The sequence below is a fragment of the Acinetobacter venetianus RAG-1 = CIP 110063 genome (assembly GCF_000368585.1).
GTDB classification, from domain to species: domain Bacteria; phylum Pseudomonadota; class Gammaproteobacteria; order Pseudomonadales; family Moraxellaceae; genus Acinetobacter; species Acinetobacter venetianus.
In genome coordinates this window covers 923,747-937,224 of sequence record NZ_KB849558.1, presented here as the reverse complement: position 1 = coordinate 937,224, position 13,478 = coordinate 923,747, and the positions used below count along the sequence as shown (strand labels likewise).

The window sequence follows — 13,478 nt, the reverse complement described above, 5'->3', positions numbered from 1 at the left end:
ATTAATTATTTAAAGCAGGTGTTGCTGCCGCAATAGCAGCTGCTACAGCATCATCTTCAGTTTGAGATGGACCAGTAGAGCTTTGAGTTTTTACAGGTTGTTCTACTTTGGCTGGTTTTGGCTGTTCAGTACGTGGAGTTTCTTGAGTAGCTGTGTCATTAGAAGTTTGTGCTGGACGAGTTTCACGACGAATTTCAGTCGTTGTGTTTTCAGTTTCTTCACGAGTTGTTTCAATTACAGGAGCAGGAGATTCTTGTGTATCTGCGCTTTCTAAAGGTTGAAACTCTTGAGCTTTTTCTGGTTCAGGTTGTTGCGTTTCTTGAGTCTCAGTCGTCTGTTCTTGCTGCTCTTCGTTTTTAGGTTCTTCTTTTTTCACACAAGCAGTTAATAAAAGACCTGCCGCAAGTGCTGCACAAATTAAAAGTTTTTTATTCGCCATTGCCAAAACAACATATTAAATTAGGACAGCGGAATTATAGCAGTAAAATTATTAGAGTGAATCACTGATCATTATTCAGTTTGTTGATATTTTATAAACGCTTAACCAATTTTCTTTTCTAAAGAAGCTTCGAATAGTTCATTTCATAGGTTATTTTCTGACAGATTCAGTATTTTGGGTTAGAGAAAAGTAAATTAAGTATGAAAATTCCACAAATCCCATAAATTTTTATCGAAAATGCTGATAGAATAACCAGTTGTTTATAGTTCTTTGAATTGATGCGGTTTGACTTTGCTTTATAGGGGCAGAGTACAGTAAAATTGCCCAACATTGTAGGCCGATTTCGGCTCGATTGTACGAGAAACTCAATGACCCATTTTATTTTTGTCACTGGTGGTGTTGTTTCATCACTAGGTAAAGGTATTTCTGCTGCTTCTGTTGCTGCACTTTTGGAAGCTCGTGGCTTAAAAGTCACTATGGTAAAAATGGATCCATACATTAATGTCGATCCAGGTACCATGAGCCCATTTCAGCACGGTGAAGTTTTCGTCACAGAGGATGGTGCTGAAACTGACTTAGATTTGGGATATTACGAACGTTTCTTACGTCGTGCAAAAATGACTAAGTTGAATAACTTTACAAGTGGTCGTGTATATCAAGACGTTTTAAATAAAGAACGTCGTGGTGACTATCTTGGTGGAACTGTTCAAGTTATTCCACATATCACAGATAATATTAAAGAACGTGTACTTCGCGCTGGTGAAGGTTATGACGTTGCGATCGTAGAGATTGGTGGTACTGTAGGTGATATTGAATCACTTCCATTTATGGAATCCGTACGTCAGTTAATGGTTGAGCTTGGCCATAAGCGTACGATGCTTATGCATTTAACTTTATTGCCATATATTAAATCTGCGGCTGAGTTAAAAACTAAACCTACACAACATTCTGTGAAAGAACTCCTTTCTATTGGTATTCAACCAGACATTTTAATCTGCCGTACAGAATATGATGTAGATGCTGATACAAAACGTAAAATTGCATTGTTTACGAATGTTGAAGCGCGTGCAGTTGTTGTATGTAAAGATGCAAAAACAATTTATCAAATTCCTCGTAACTTCTCCGAACAAAAGGTTGACGATTTAATTTGTGAGCGTTTTGGTTTTAATGATCTTCCTGAAGCAAATCTTGAAGATTGGGACAATGTGGTAGAAGCATTATTAAATCCTGAATATACCGTTCGCGTTGCGATGGTTGGTAAATACGTTGAATTGCCAGATGCATATAAATCTGTAAATGAAGCGCTGTTACATGCAGGTATTCAAAATCGCGTTAAAGTTCAAATTGACTACGTCAATGCTGAAGATCTAGAACAACAAGACATCAATGTTTTGAGTACGGCTGATGCAATTCTTGTACCGGGCGGTTTCGGTGAGCGTGGTACCGAAGGGAAAATGCGTGCGATTCAATTTGCTCGTGAAAACAAGATTCCTTTCTTAGGTATTTGTTTAGGCATGCAATTGGCTGTAATTGAATATGCTCGTAATGTTGCTGGTATTCTAGAAGCAAGTTCTACTGAGTTTAATCGTTCTACAAAGTCTCCATTAATTGGCTTAATTACTGAATGGTTAGATGAGCGTGGCGAATTACAACAGCGTAGTCTTGAATCAGACTTAGGCGGAACGATGCGTTTAGGTGCTCAAAAGTCTGAACTTGTTGAAGGCACGAAAACACGCGAAGTTTATGGTAAAGCTGAAATTACTGAACGCCATCGCCATCGTTATGAAATGAATGATCGTTTCATTCCTACGCTTGAAGAAGCGGGTATGAAAATTTCAGGTTATTCTTCAGTACAACATTTAGTTGAAACTGTAGAAATTCCTGAACATCCTTGGTTTATTGCTGTACAATTCCATCCAGAATTTACAAGTTCACCACGAGATGGACATCCATTATTTGCTGGTTTCATTGATGCTGCAAAAAAACAGCACAAACAAGGTAAATAAGGCAGTTCTTTAAATAAACTGGGAAAGTTTAAATGTCACAATTAAAACCACAAGAAGTTGTACGTTTAGGCGATATACAAATGGCAAATCATTTGCCATTTGTATTATTTGGCGGAATGAACGTACTAGAGTCAAAAGATTTAGCATTTGAAATTGCTGAAACTTATATTGATATTTGCAAACGCTTAGAAATCCCTTACGTGTTCAAGGCAAGTTTTGATAAAGCGAACCGTTCAAGCTTAACTTCTTTCCGTGGACCGGGTTTAGAAAAAGGGATTGAATGGCTTGCGGATATTAAAAAACAATTTAATGTTCCAATCATTACTGATGTACATGAACCATATCAAGCAGCTCCAGTTGCTGAGGTAGCTGACATTATTCAGCTTCCAGCATTTCTAAGTCGTCAGACTGATTTAGTTGAAGCAATGGCGAAAACTCAAGCCATCATCAATATTAAAAAAGCACAATTTTTAGCTCCACATGAAATGCGTCATATCTTGCATAAATGTTTAGAGGCTGGAAATGACAAGCTTATCCTTTGTGAGCGTGGCTCAGCATTTGGTTATAACAACTTAGTGGTTGATATGCTCGGCTTCGATATCATGAAAGAAATGAATGTTCCTGTATTCTTTGATGTGACTCATGCATTACAAACACCAGGTGGTCGTGCTGATTCAGCAGGTGGTCGTCGTGCTCAAATTACGACTTTAGCCCGTGCTGGTATGGCGACTGGACTTGCTGGTTTGTTCTTAGAAGCACATCCAGATCCTGAAAAAGCGAAATGTGATGGGCCTTGTGCTTTACGCTTATCACAGCTTGAGCCTTTCTTGGCACAATTAAAAGAATTGGATACTTTAGTTAAAGGATTCAAAAAGTTAGACACTCATTGATGCAGCTATTTGCATCTTGTTATTCAATCAACAGAGGAATTGTTCATGAGCCAAATCGTTGACATTCGTGCACGCGAAATTTTGGATTCTCGTGGTAACCCAACCATCGAAGCAGACGTAATTTTAGAATCTGGTGTTGTTGGTCGTGCATGTGCACCATCTGGTGCTTCAACTGGTTCTCGTGAAGCTTTAGAACTTCGTGACGGAGATAAATCTCGTTACCTAGGTAAAGGCGTTCGTACTGCTGTTCAAAATGTAAATAGTTCAATTCATGAATTACTTGTTGGTCAAAATGTTTTTGAGCAAAAATTGCTTGATGACAAAATGATTGCATTGGATGGTACTGAAAACAAAGAGAAATTAGGTGCAAATGCAACTTTAGCAGTATCTTTGGCTGCTGCTCGTGCTGCGGCATCTGAACAAAAACTTCCATTGTTCCAATACATTGCAAACTTACGTGGTCAAACAACTTTGACTATGCCTGTTCCAATGATGAACATCTTAAATGGTGGTGAACATGCTGATAACACTGTTGATATTCAAGAGTTCATGATTGAGCCTGTAGGTTTTACTTCATTTGCTGAAGCATTACGCTCAGGTGCAGAAGTTTTCCATGCTTTGAAATCTGTACTTAAAAAACAAGGTTTAAATACTGCAGTTGGTGATGAAGGTGGCTTCGCACCGAACTTACGTTCTAACGAAGAAGCCATTCAAGTTATTCTTCAAGCGATTGAGTTGACTGGTTATAAAGCTGGTTCAGATATGATGCTTGCTTTAGACTGCGCATCTTCAGAATTCTATAAAAATGGCCAGTACGTTTTAGAGGGTGAAGGTAACCGTGCATTTACAAGCCATCAATTTGCTGATTATTTAGCTGGGCTTGTAAATCAGTATCCTATTATCTCAATTGAAGATGGTCTTGATGAGTCTGATTGGGAAGGTTGGAGCTACTTAACATCAATTCTTGGCGATAAAATCCAATTGGTTGGTGACGATTTATTCGTGACGAATCCTAAGATTTTACAACGTGGTATTGATGAGAAAGTAGGTAACTCTATCCTTATCAAATACAACCAAATTGGTACATTAAGCGAAACCTTAGATGCAATTTACCTTGCTAAAGCAAATGGTTATTCAACTGTAATCTCTCATCGTTCTGGTGAGACAGAAGATTCAACAATTGCTGATTTAGCTGTTGGTACAGCAGCGGGTCAAATTAAGACTGGTTCACTTTGCCGTTCTGACCGTGTTGCGAAATATAACCAATTGCTTCGTATTGAAGAATTAACGAAAGCAGCTTACCGCGGTAAAGCTGAATTCAAAGGTCTAAAATAAGGTCAGTTTATCTATGTTGAATACTTTTGATCATCTTTCTTTACAAAAGAGAGAAACTCTGCAAATTCATAATCCTATAGAATTTGCGGATAATCTTCCTTTGAGAAAGATGTAGAGAGTTTTTCATGATAGAGATGTTTCGATCTACTTCAAGTAAGTTGATTCTGTTGCTTGTAATCGCATTGGTTACAAGCTTACAGTACCAATTTTGGTTTGGTGAGGGAGGCTATCTTGCTCACCAAGCGCTTACACAGCAAATTACCCAACAATCAGAAATAAATACTGAGCTTAAAGAGCGAAATCGTATTTTAGCGGCCGAAGTTTTTGACTTAAAAAATGGCACAGAAGCAATTGAAGAACATGCTCGTCTTGATTTAGGTTTAGTTAAACCTAATGAAACTTTTGTTCAAATGAGCACAATTAGCACGCATTACAAGCCAATTTATATTGATCCAAATGCAAAAGTAGATACAGCGACGAATGAAAATCCAGACTAAACTGTGGGCGGTTGTACCAGCAGCAGGTTCTGGCAGTCGTTTTTCTAAAACAGAATTAAAGCAATACCAATATATTCAGGATCAGACTGTACTTGAACATACAGTTAATCGCCTTAACTCTCTTGATTTAGCTGGTTGCGTGCTTGCTATAGGCGAACAAGACAATTTTGCAAAAACGCTCTCTTTTCAAAATCAAAACAAAATACATTTTTGTTTAGGTGGAAAGGAGCGTGTCCACTCGGTTTTAAATGCTTTAATCTATTTATCTGAAATAGCGGCAGATGATGATTGGGTGCTTGTTCATGATGCAGCAAGACCTTGCATAACTCAGCAGAATTTAGAGCAATTGGTTGTATCTGCGATTAATGCAGATCAAAGTTCTATTTTAGCAATACCTGTTCGTGATACTTTGAAATTGGTTCAAAGCAATAATCTGATTGCAAAGACCGTAAGCCGTGACTTGCTATGGCAAGCTCAAACGCCTCAAATGGCTAAATTAAAAACATTAAAATCTGCAATTGAAACTGCTTTGGCAGACAATGTTTTAATTACTGATGAAGCAAGCGCTCTTGAATATGTAAATGAACCCGTACAAGTTGTACAAGGTCGTTCTGATAATATTAAAATTACTTATAGTGATGATTTAGAGCTTGCTCGTTTAATTCTTCAGTCGCAAAATCCATAGTTAAAGCGTAAATACAGGTCATATCAACCATAGTATCTCAGATAAATAAGTTGAAAATTAAAGCTTTTAACATCAATATAAATGACAACTATTTCACTATTTGTTAAATTTGAAGAACATACTTTATAACGGATCAACAAATGAAAAAATTATTACTTGCAGGTCTTTTTACATTTTCTTTAGTCGGCTGTGCAACGACACCCGACCAACCACAAGATACCATGCAAGAAACTATACGTTATTCTTCTAGTCCTTGTTTTGGCGCTTGCCCAATTTATTCTGTAGAGGTTTCGCCATCTGGGGCTGTGCACTTTGATGGTAAGCAATATACGAAAGTTATTGGTACTCAAGATCTTACAGTTGATCCTTCTGTTTATAAAAAGCTCCAACAGGAACTTAAGACATATCGTCCTGAAACTGGTGCGAATGTCAAAACAACAGGTTGTGTGCAAACTGCTACTGATCAACCTAGTGCTTATTTTTGGTGGAAACGCCCAGATGGTACTGTTACGCGTTTAAGCCATTATCAAGGTTGTATTTCTCCAGCAAATGCTGAGTTAAATAAGTTAATTGAGAAATTACCGACATTGATTGGAATTGAAGATTTAGTACGTTAACTGATGCTGTAAAATTAGACAAAATTCGCAGTTATGTTAGTATAACGATACAACGCAATAATGCGGAGGATTCACAAATGACAGCTTTTACAAACATGCAAATGACAATGCAAGAAGAAGATAATCTTCCAAATCTTGCTGTTCAAGCATTTCGTGATGCTTTTAAGCAAGCTAGTGAATCTTCTACTGTCGTTTTCGCAAAAGATCATCAATTAATTGAGAAGTTACCTTCTGGTAAGATTAATGTGATTAAAGATATTTCTGCGGCATATACGTCGATTACAGCAACTCAAAAAGTACTTAAGCGTAAGAGAAAACAGGCTTTTATATAATAAATGCGTCAACCTCGTATTCGTATGTTTGCTGGGCCAAATGGTTCTGGTAAAAGTACAATAAAAGACTATTTATTGCCCCGACATATCGGGGCATATTTAAATGCAGATGAATTAGAAAAAGTCTTAAATCAAACACAAGTTTTAGATTTAGAGAGCTATCATAATCACCTTGAGCCACTAAAACTGCTTGAGTTTTTACGAAGTAAGAAGAAAAAATTAAACCACAATACATTTGCTTTACTTAGTCAAGAACCTCAGCAAATAAGTGAAAAGAAAATACGTTTTGCTCATCAAGATGTTGATTCATATTTAGCGGCTCGAATTATTGATTTTATTCGTTTAGAGTTTCTAAGATTAAAAATAAGCTTTACTTTTGAGACCGTGATGTCTCATATCAGTAAAGTCGAGTTCTTGAAAGAAGCACAAGCTCAAGGATTCAAAACATACTTATATTTTGTCTCTACTGTAGATCCTGAGATTAATATTGCTCGAGTTAAATATCGAGTAAGCACAGGCGGGCACCCTGTACCAGAACAGAAAATTCGTGATCGATATTTTAGAAGTATGGATTTACTTATGCAGGCGGTAGAAGTTACAGACCGAGCATTTTTATTTGATAATTCATCGGATGGACAAAAAGCTGCCTTTTTAGCTGAAATAGAACATGCTGAAATCTTAAGATTAAATCAAGTGGTTACTGAATTTCCAATATGGTTTGCAGATAAAGTTCTTTCAGAGTTTGAATAATTTGTATCAAAATGAATAAATAGCTTTAATGATTATACTTAATAATATATTATAAAAATATATAATGTATTGGGCAAAGCAAATGTCTAGCGTCATCTCAGCTTTAATCGGTGGTGGAATCCTCGGAATCGCAGTCGTAGGCTACCTCTATGTAAACGGCCGGATTGCGGGTATTAGCGGTCTACTCGCACAAGTATTACAACCAAAATCACTTTTAGCGAATCCAGCATTGTGGTTCTTGCTTGGGTTATTTCTCACGCCATTTTTGTATGGATTGTTTGTACAACCTGAAATTAAGATTAATGCAGCTCCATTTAGCTTGATCATCGCAGGTCTTTTAGTTGGCTTTGGTACACGTTTAGGTTCAGGCTGTACCAGTGGGCATGGTATCTGTGGTATGAGTCGTCTATCAATACGCTCAGTGATTGCAACGATGACATTTATGCTTGCTGGCATTGTGACTGTGTATGTGATTCGTCATGTTTTAGGAGCGGTAATATGAAAAATGTATTCGCTTTTATCTTTGGTAGCTTATTTGCTCTAGGTTTAATGATCTCGGGCATGTCGAATCCAGAAAAAGTTCTAGGATTTTTAGATATTTTCGGTCAGTGGGATATTAGTTTAATGTTTGTGATGATTGGCGCAATTGCAATCGCGATCATTCCATTCCAAAAAGCAATCCGTAATCCTAAAACCTTGTTTGGTGAAAAAATTTCTTTACCTACAAATACCCAAATCGACAAAAAGTTGATTTTAGGAGCAGTCATATTTGGTGTAGGTTGGGGAATTGCTGGGATCTGTCCAGCACCAGCAATTACTTTAATTGGTTTAGGTTATTCTGAAGCTTGGTATTTTATCGCTTCAATGTTACTGGGTATTTTTATTCACCGTTTGTGGGCTGAACGATAGGAGCGTAAACATGCAACATCCTCAAGTTAAAGCTTTCTTTGATGAAAACACCAATACTTTTAGCTATGTGGTCAGTGATCCACAGACATTACAATGCGCCATTATCGATAGTGTGTTGGATTATGATCCAGCATCAGCTTCAACATCGACACACAGCGCTGATCATATTATTAAGTTTATCCGAGAGAATCAGCTTAAAACTGAGTGGATTTTAGAAACACATGTCCATGCGGATCATCTCACAGCATCTCAATATCTAAAATCGCAACTTGGTGGAAAGATTGCCATGAGCGAAAAGATTAGTATTGTTCAAGAAACATTTAGCGCAATTTATAATATTGATATTAAAACGTTGAATAGCCATCAAACATTTGACTATCTTTTTAAAGATCATGAGCATTTTAAAATTGGTGATCTAGATGCGTATAACATTCCGACGCCAGGACATACGCCTGCGTGTCTAAGTTATGTCATTGGTGATGCAGTTTTTGTTGGTGATACGTTGTTTATGCCCGATTATGGAACTGCACGTTGTGATTTTCCGAAGGGCAGTGCGGATATTTTATTTGAGTCAGTGCATAAGCTTTATCAATTACCTGACCAGATGCGAGTTTTCTTGTGCCATGACTATAAGCCGATCGGACGAAATGAATATCAATCTGAAACCAGCATTGCAGCGCAAAAACAGACAAATATTCATATTAATGTGAATACTCAAAAGCAAGATTTTGTTCGTATGCGTAATGCTAGAGATGCGACGCTATCCATGCCAAAATTGATTTTGCCATCCATTCAAATCAATATGGATGCTGGTCGTTTTCCTGAACCCGAACCGAATGGTATTCGTTATCTGAAACTGCCTTTTAACTATTTTAAGCACTAATTTTTTAATAAATGTCATTTTGCGGAATGGCATTTTTATATTTCTAAAATAGCCTAAGTAAAATTAAGTTGTAATTTTAGATACCTGTTAAATAGAAAGAACAAATATAAATCTCATTATTAAGAAACCAAAATATAAGAACTTAAACAAAAAATCTTTGTATTCAATAAAAAAGCTATGCTACAAATACATCTCATTTTAGAACTTGCAATATTATAAGGTAATTTAATGACCACCATCTATTTAGTCAGACATGGTCAAGCTTCTTTTGGCAAAACAAATTATGATGAGCTTTCAGAAAATGGAGAAGCTCAAGCCAAAATCTTAGGGCAGTACTTTAAAAAAACGATAACAGAACAGCCGCTGATTATTTCTGGAGCAATGAAACGTCACCAACAAACGACTCAAATCGCATTAAATGAGTGTTTTCCTCAGGCTGATTATCAAACTAATGCTTTATGGAATGAGTTTAATCATCAACAAATTTTTTCACGTTATGAACCTAAATTTGAGCAACCAGAGTTATTGAAACAAGAGATTCATAACGAAATAGACCCAAGAACTTATTTAGCACAAATTTTCGATCAAGCGATACAACGTTGGACAGATGAATCCTATCATCATGAATATGACGAGTCATGGATTGTATTCAAAACTCGTGTAGAAGTTGCATTACAAAATTTATGTACTGAATTGCAAAACACACAAGCAAAAGAAGCTATCGTATTTACTTCTGCTGGGGTTATTTCAGTGATTGTAGGCAAATTACTTGAGTTAAATATACAACGTACTTTTGCATTAAGTTGGTCGATTGCGAATACGAGTATCACAACTTTAAAGCTGTTAAATAATGAACCACAACTTTTTAGTATGAATGAACATCAGTTTATTAAGTCCCAAAATCCCGATCTTTTGACATGGTTATAATTGAGGTTTAAAGATTTTGATCGAAGTAGAAACACATCCATTAAAGCCATTTTTGCCTTCCAATGCAAAGTTGTTAATGTTGGGAAGTTTTCCTCCACCTCAAAGTCGTTGGAAAATGGACTTTTATTATCCAAATTACCAAAATGACATGTGGCGAATATTTGGTTTAATCTTTTTTAAAGATAAAAATTATTTTTTAGATTTAGCCAATAAAAACTTTCAAGAGCAAAAAATTCGTGAATTTTTGACTGAAATTGGTGTGGGGATATTTGATACGGCGTTCCAAGTAAAACGTCTACAAGGTAATGCATCAGATAAATTCTTAGAGATCGTTACACCAACTAACCTGACTCAATTGCTTAAACAGATTCCGAAATGTCATACCATTATGACAACAGGAGATAAAGCTACCGATACATTGATGCTAAATTTTCCTGAGCAGAGTAATAAGCCCATGATTGGTCAGTCGGTACAAGTGAATTTTGAAAGTCGTGAACTTAATTTATACCGTTTACCATCTTCATCGCGTGCATATCCATTGGCTTTAGAGAAAAAAGCAGAAGCTTATCAGCAGTTCTTTAGACAAATTGGTTTGGTGTAGTTGGTTGTTATGAAAATGACCAATCATGATTATAAGCTACTACTATAAAATAAAAGGAATATAAGTATGATTCATAGTAATGTTTTTGAGGCTATACAGAATGAAAGTGGTATCAGAAGGATCGATAATATTTATATAGATAGAGATGGAAATAGTGAAGATAACTCATTTTCTATAGAACAATTAATGATTGAAGTTGATTTTAAGCTTTGGGTCTTTCAAGTAAATCGAGAATTTGATGAAATTGAATTAATCCTTAAAAGTAAATTAGAGATCAATTTTGAAGAGTATAAAGAATTTAATAGCCTTTCTAATTTGAAAGGCTTAGAGATTGGATCATTGTTTGCAATTATTAATGAAAGAGGTTACACCGATGGAGTTAAGTTGAAATTATTTAGTGGGATATTAACTAGTGGAACTCCTCCTTTTTGTGGAACACTCACATTGATTTCTTTAGCTTCAGGTCTACAATATGAGTTGAGTTCGGTAGGAATTGATACATATCTAATTTAATTTACATCATCCATTCCACTGGAAAATAAGAGACAAAATGCATGGTAAAACGCTGAAATTTCGTGCTTTCAGGATCATGATCATGTTTTATCAATTCACCATTTGATTTATGTTCATACCAAACAATATTGCCATTTCCATCAAGTTTAAGTTGGTAAGCGACTTGTAATAAATGTTGATCCAGCAAAGCTGTAATTTGATCTTGTAAATGATCTGACTCAACCACTAAGCCAACTTCAGTATTTAAATGAGCAGAACGAGGGTCAAAATTAAATGAGCCGATAAAAACTTTACCATCAACATCAAAAAACTTGGCGTGTAAGCTGGAACGGTTTTTGCCTTTTTTAGGAATTACGCTACCAGTAGCGATTTCGTACCATGTCCGTTTATTGCGTTCAATATTTGGCTTAAATTCATAGAGTTGTATACCATTTTTTAATAATGGTTTACGGTATTTACTATAAAAAGAATGCACAACAGCAACATCATTTGCCACCAAACTATTGGTTAAAACTCTTACTTTGATGCCATTTTGAGAAAGCTCACTGAGATATTGGGTACCACGTTGCGTTGGAACGAAATAAGCAGAGACAAGCTCCATATGCTGTGCGGGTTTGCCCATGATTTTTAAAACTTGGGAATACAATAATTCCTGATCTTTTGCTTTTCCCAAGGCTTTATTGGGATGATCTGCTACAAAATGTGCCTTTGCCCATTGAATAGGGTAATTCTGCAGACGAATTTTTAAATAATCTTGAGCAGCTTCTAACTTTTCTTCTGTAGGTGTATTCACTTCATTCAAAGCTTGATAGGTTAGTTTCAAACTTTCTAATTGTTGTGGTTTACCATCACCCAAAAGTTGTTCTGTTGAATAACTGAGAGGATCATTCCAAAATTCTTCAAACACTTGTTCAGCACGATCTACGGCTTTGCCGTAGAAGAGAATGTCCATATCACTAAACTGAAACTGATCACTTGCTTCAAAATATTCACTACTAATGTTACGACCACCAGTTACTGCAATAGAAGCATCGGCAATCGTTAATTTATTGTGCATACGATGATTGATACGATTTAGTCTAAAAACATAGTCAATAAAACGTAAATGTCTAAATTTATATGGATTGAAAATTCGAATTTCAAAATTTGGATGTTGTGAAAGGGCTTTCAAGGTTTTATCGAGTTTAATGCCATTCTGATCATCGATTAACAATCTAACTTTAACGCCTCGATCAGCTGCATTAAGCAATTCATGCAGCATCATGTTACCAATGGCATCGTCATTCCAAATGTAATATTGTAAATCGAGATGATGTTTTGCATTTCGAATGAGATGAATACGCGAGGCAATACTTAAAAAGGCATCATCTAATGCTAAAAAAGCAGTTAAACCGTTTTCAATATTAAGATCGGCTTGAGGATCATTCATCCATTTTGTTTTTGTTTGCAAGGATTTACTCCGATCATGGATTTGATTGGGAGGCAATGAACAGCCACTTATTCCTAATATGATAACAAGCGTTGTAATCTTAAAATGGTATGAATTGTTTATCATTTTATTTATCAAGCGTATGAATCCAATAGCAATTTGCATGTGATTGATTTTGTTATATATCTAAACGCTTTTTGTTTCCAAGGGTTAAATGTAATTGGTAATTTAATCAATGACTTATAGTTTTAATTCAACTAACTAAATAAGGTTTTTACAGTTAAATAACTAGAATATTAAAGTATATAAATCAATAAATATTGAGGCAAAGTACTATACTGGTGTATAGTATATTTTTGGATTTAATGTGGTCGACATTATGCCTAAACAGATAGAGGATAAAAAAAAGATTCTCACACGTGTAAAACGAATTCAAGGTCAAGTTCAAAGTGTTGAGCGAGCTTTGGAAAATGACACAGAATGTGCTGATATTTTGCAGCAAATCTGTGCAGTTCGTGGAGCATTAAATGGTTTGATGACTGAACTTCTCGAAATTCATTTAAAAGATACATTGGTTGTCGGTGAATCTTCAGAGTTACAACGCAGTCAAGAGCTAACTCAGGTCAGTAAAATCCTTAAATCTTATTTAAAGTAAAATTCAGGAG

Annotated in this window: 17 protein-coding genes; 15 read left to right on the top strand and 2 right to left on the bottom strand. The window is 35.9% G+C overall.

Annotated features, from left to right (window positions below; translation table 11 throughout):
- Window position 1 precedes the first annotated feature (1 nt).
- Entirely contained in the window at window positions 2–439 is a 438-nt protein-coding gene (locus tag F959_RS09955; protein WP_004879738.1) for a hypothetical protein, read from the bottom strand.
- 368 nt (window positions 440–807) lie between these two features.
- Between F959_RS09955 and F959_RS09950 the strand changes: the two genes are divergently transcribed.
- From F959_RS09950 to F959_RS09885, 14 genes are all read left to right on the top strand, one after another.
- Complete coding sequence (locus F959_RS09950; RefSeq protein ID WP_004879737.1) at window positions 808–2,445, top strand: CTP synthase; 1,638 nt, start codon at window positions 808–810, stop codon at window positions 2,443–2,445.
- A gap of 32 nt (window positions 2,446–2,477) precedes the next feature.
- The gene (gene kdsA, locus F959_RS09945; RefSeq protein ID WP_004879736.1) at window positions 2,478–3,335 is read left to right on the top strand and encodes a 3-deoxy-8-phosphooctulonate synthase; all 858 of its coding nucleotides are present in this window, start codon (window positions 2,478–2,480) and stop codon (window positions 3,333–3,335) included.
- Window positions 3,336–3,380: 45 nt separating this feature from the next.
- Window positions 3,381–4,670, top strand: coding sequence for a phosphopyruvate hydratase (eno, locus tag F959_RS09940; protein WP_004879735.1), 1,290 nt, complete (start codon window positions 3,381–3,383; stop codon window positions 4,668–4,670).
- Window positions 4,671–4,795: 125 nt separating this feature from the next.
- On the top strand, window positions 4,796–5,167 hold the full coding sequence (gene ftsB, locus F959_RS09935; protein WP_004879733.1) for a cell division protein FtsB: 372 nt from the start codon (window positions 4,796–4,798) through the stop codon (window positions 5,165–5,167).
- The gene (ispD, locus tag F959_RS09930; protein WP_004879731.1) at window positions 5,151–5,852 is read left to right on the top strand and encodes a 2-C-methyl-D-erythritol 4-phosphate cytidylyltransferase; all 702 of its coding nucleotides are present in this window, start codon (window positions 5,151–5,153) and stop codon (window positions 5,850–5,852) included. The genes ftsB and ispD overlap by 17 nt, the downstream gene beginning before the upstream one ends.
- A 140-nt stretch (window positions 5,853–5,992) precedes the next feature.
- Complete coding sequence (locus F959_RS09925) at window positions 5,993–6,469, top strand: DUF6438 domain-containing protein (protein ID WP_004879729.1); 477 nt, start codon at window positions 5,993–5,995, stop codon at window positions 6,467–6,469.
- Between the two features lie 77 nt (window positions 6,470–6,546).
- Window positions 6,547–6,801, top strand: a complete 255-nt coding sequence (locus tag F959_RS09920; protein ID WP_004879727.1) for a hypothetical protein — start codon at window positions 6,547–6,549, stop codon at window positions 6,799–6,801.
- A 3-nt stretch (window positions 6,802–6,804) separates the two neighbouring features.
- Window positions 6,805–7,551 (top strand): ATPase, encoded by a 747-nt coding sequence (locus F959_RS09915; protein ID WP_004879724.1) that lies wholly within the window; start codon window positions 6,805–6,807, stop codon window positions 7,549–7,551.
- 82 nt (window positions 7,552–7,633) lie between these two features.
- Window positions 7,634–8,053, top strand: a complete 420-nt coding sequence (locus F959_RS09910; protein ID WP_035312535.1) for a YeeE/YedE family protein — start codon at window positions 7,634–7,636, stop codon at window positions 8,051–8,053.
- Window positions 8,050–8,460: a DUF6691 family protein gene (locus tag F959_RS09905; protein ID WP_004879719.1), complete on the top strand. Its 411-nt coding sequence runs from the start codon at window positions 8,050–8,052 to the stop codon at window positions 8,458–8,460. Before F959_RS09910 ends, F959_RS09905 begins: the two co-directional genes overlap by 4 nt.
- A gap of 10 nt (window positions 8,461–8,470) precedes the next feature.
- Entirely contained in the window at window positions 8,471–9,343 is an 873-nt protein-coding gene (locus tag F959_RS09900) for an MBL fold metallo-hydrolase (RefSeq protein ID WP_004879718.1), read from the top strand.
- Between the two features lie 228 nt (window positions 9,344–9,571).
- The gene (locus F959_RS09895) at window positions 9,572–10,270 is read left to right on the top strand and encodes a histidine phosphatase family protein (protein WP_004879716.1); all 699 of its coding nucleotides are present in this window, start codon (window positions 9,572–9,574) and stop codon (window positions 10,268–10,270) included.
- A gap of 16 nt (window positions 10,271–10,286) precedes the next feature.
- On the top strand, window positions 10,287–10,871 hold the full coding sequence (locus tag F959_RS09890) for a uracil-DNA glycosylase family protein (protein WP_004879715.1): 585 nt from the start codon (window positions 10,287–10,289) through the stop codon (window positions 10,869–10,871).
- Window positions 10,872–10,937: 66 nt separating this feature from the next.
- Window positions 10,938–11,384, top strand: a complete 447-nt coding sequence (locus tag F959_RS09885) for a DUF6334 family protein (RefSeq protein ID WP_004879713.1) — start codon at window positions 10,938–10,940, stop codon at window positions 11,382–11,384.
- 1 nt (window position 11,385) lies between these two features.
- On the opposite strand, the gene F959_RS09880 is transcribed toward F959_RS09885, so the two are convergent.
- Window positions 11,386–12,894 (bottom strand): phospholipase D family protein, encoded by a 1,509-nt coding sequence (locus F959_RS09880; protein ID WP_029424853.1) that lies wholly within the window; start codon window positions 12,892–12,894, stop codon window positions 11,386–11,388.
- Between the two features lie 298 nt (window positions 12,895–13,192).
- On the opposite strand from F959_RS09880, the gene F959_RS09875 reads away from it, so the two are divergent.
- Window positions 13,193–13,468, top strand: a complete 276-nt coding sequence (locus F959_RS09875) for a metal/formaldehyde-sensitive transcriptional repressor (RefSeq protein WP_007483111.1) — start codon at window positions 13,193–13,195, stop codon at window positions 13,466–13,468.
- The last annotated feature ends 10 nt before the right edge of the window (window positions 13,469–13,478 follow it).

Coding starts and splice junctions, on each gene's coding strand:
- F959_RS09900 (WP_004879718.1), top strand. CDS start 8,471: ATGCAACATCCTCAAGTTAAAGCTTTCTTTGATGAAAACACCAATACT.
- eno (WP_004879735.1), top strand. CDS start 3,381: ATGAGCCAAATCGTTGACATTCGTGCACGCGAAATTTTGGATTCTCGT.
- ftsB (WP_004879733.1), top strand. CDS start 4,796: ATGATAGAGATGTTTCGATCTACTTCAAGTAAGTTGATTCTGTTGCTT.
- F959_RS09915 (WP_004879724.1), top strand. CDS start 6,805: ATGCGTCAACCTCGTATTCGTATGTTTGCTGGGCCAAATGGTTCTGGT.
- F959_RS09950 (WP_004879737.1), top strand. CDS start 808: ATGACCCATTTTATTTTTGTCACTGGTGGTGTTGTTTCATCACTAGGT.
- F959_RS09910 (WP_035312535.1), top strand. CDS start 7,634: ATGTCTAGCGTCATCTCAGCTTTAATCGGTGGTGGAATCCTCGGAATC.
- F959_RS09885 (WP_004879713.1), top strand. CDS start 10,938: ATGATTCATAGTAATGTTTTTGAGGCTATACAGAATGAAAGTGGTATC.
- F959_RS09955 (WP_004879738.1), bottom strand. CDS start 439: ATGGCGAATAAAAAACTTTTAATTTGTGCAGCACTTGCGGCAGGTCTT.
- F959_RS09925 (WP_004879729.1), top strand. CDS start 5,993: ATGAAAAAATTATTACTTGCAGGTCTTTTTACATTTTCTTTAGTCGGC.
- kdsA (WP_004879736.1), top strand. CDS start 2,478: ATGTCACAATTAAAACCACAAGAAGTTGTACGTTTAGGCGATATACAA.
- F959_RS09895 (WP_004879716.1), top strand. CDS start 9,572: ATGACCACCATCTATTTAGTCAGACATGGTCAAGCTTCTTTTGGCAAA.
- F959_RS09920 (WP_004879727.1), top strand. CDS start 6,547: ATGACAGCTTTTACAAACATGCAAATGACAATGCAAGAAGAAGATAAT.
- F959_RS09875 (WP_007483111.1), top strand. CDS start 13,193: ATGCCTAAACAGATAGAGGATAAAAAAAAGATTCTCACACGTGTAAAA.
- ispD (WP_004879731.1), top strand. CDS start 5,151: ATGAAAATCCAGACTAAACTGTGGGCGGTTGTACCAGCAGCAGGTTCT.
- F959_RS09905 (WP_004879719.1), top strand. CDS start 8,050: ATGAAAAATGTATTCGCTTTTATCTTTGGTAGCTTATTTGCTCTAGGT.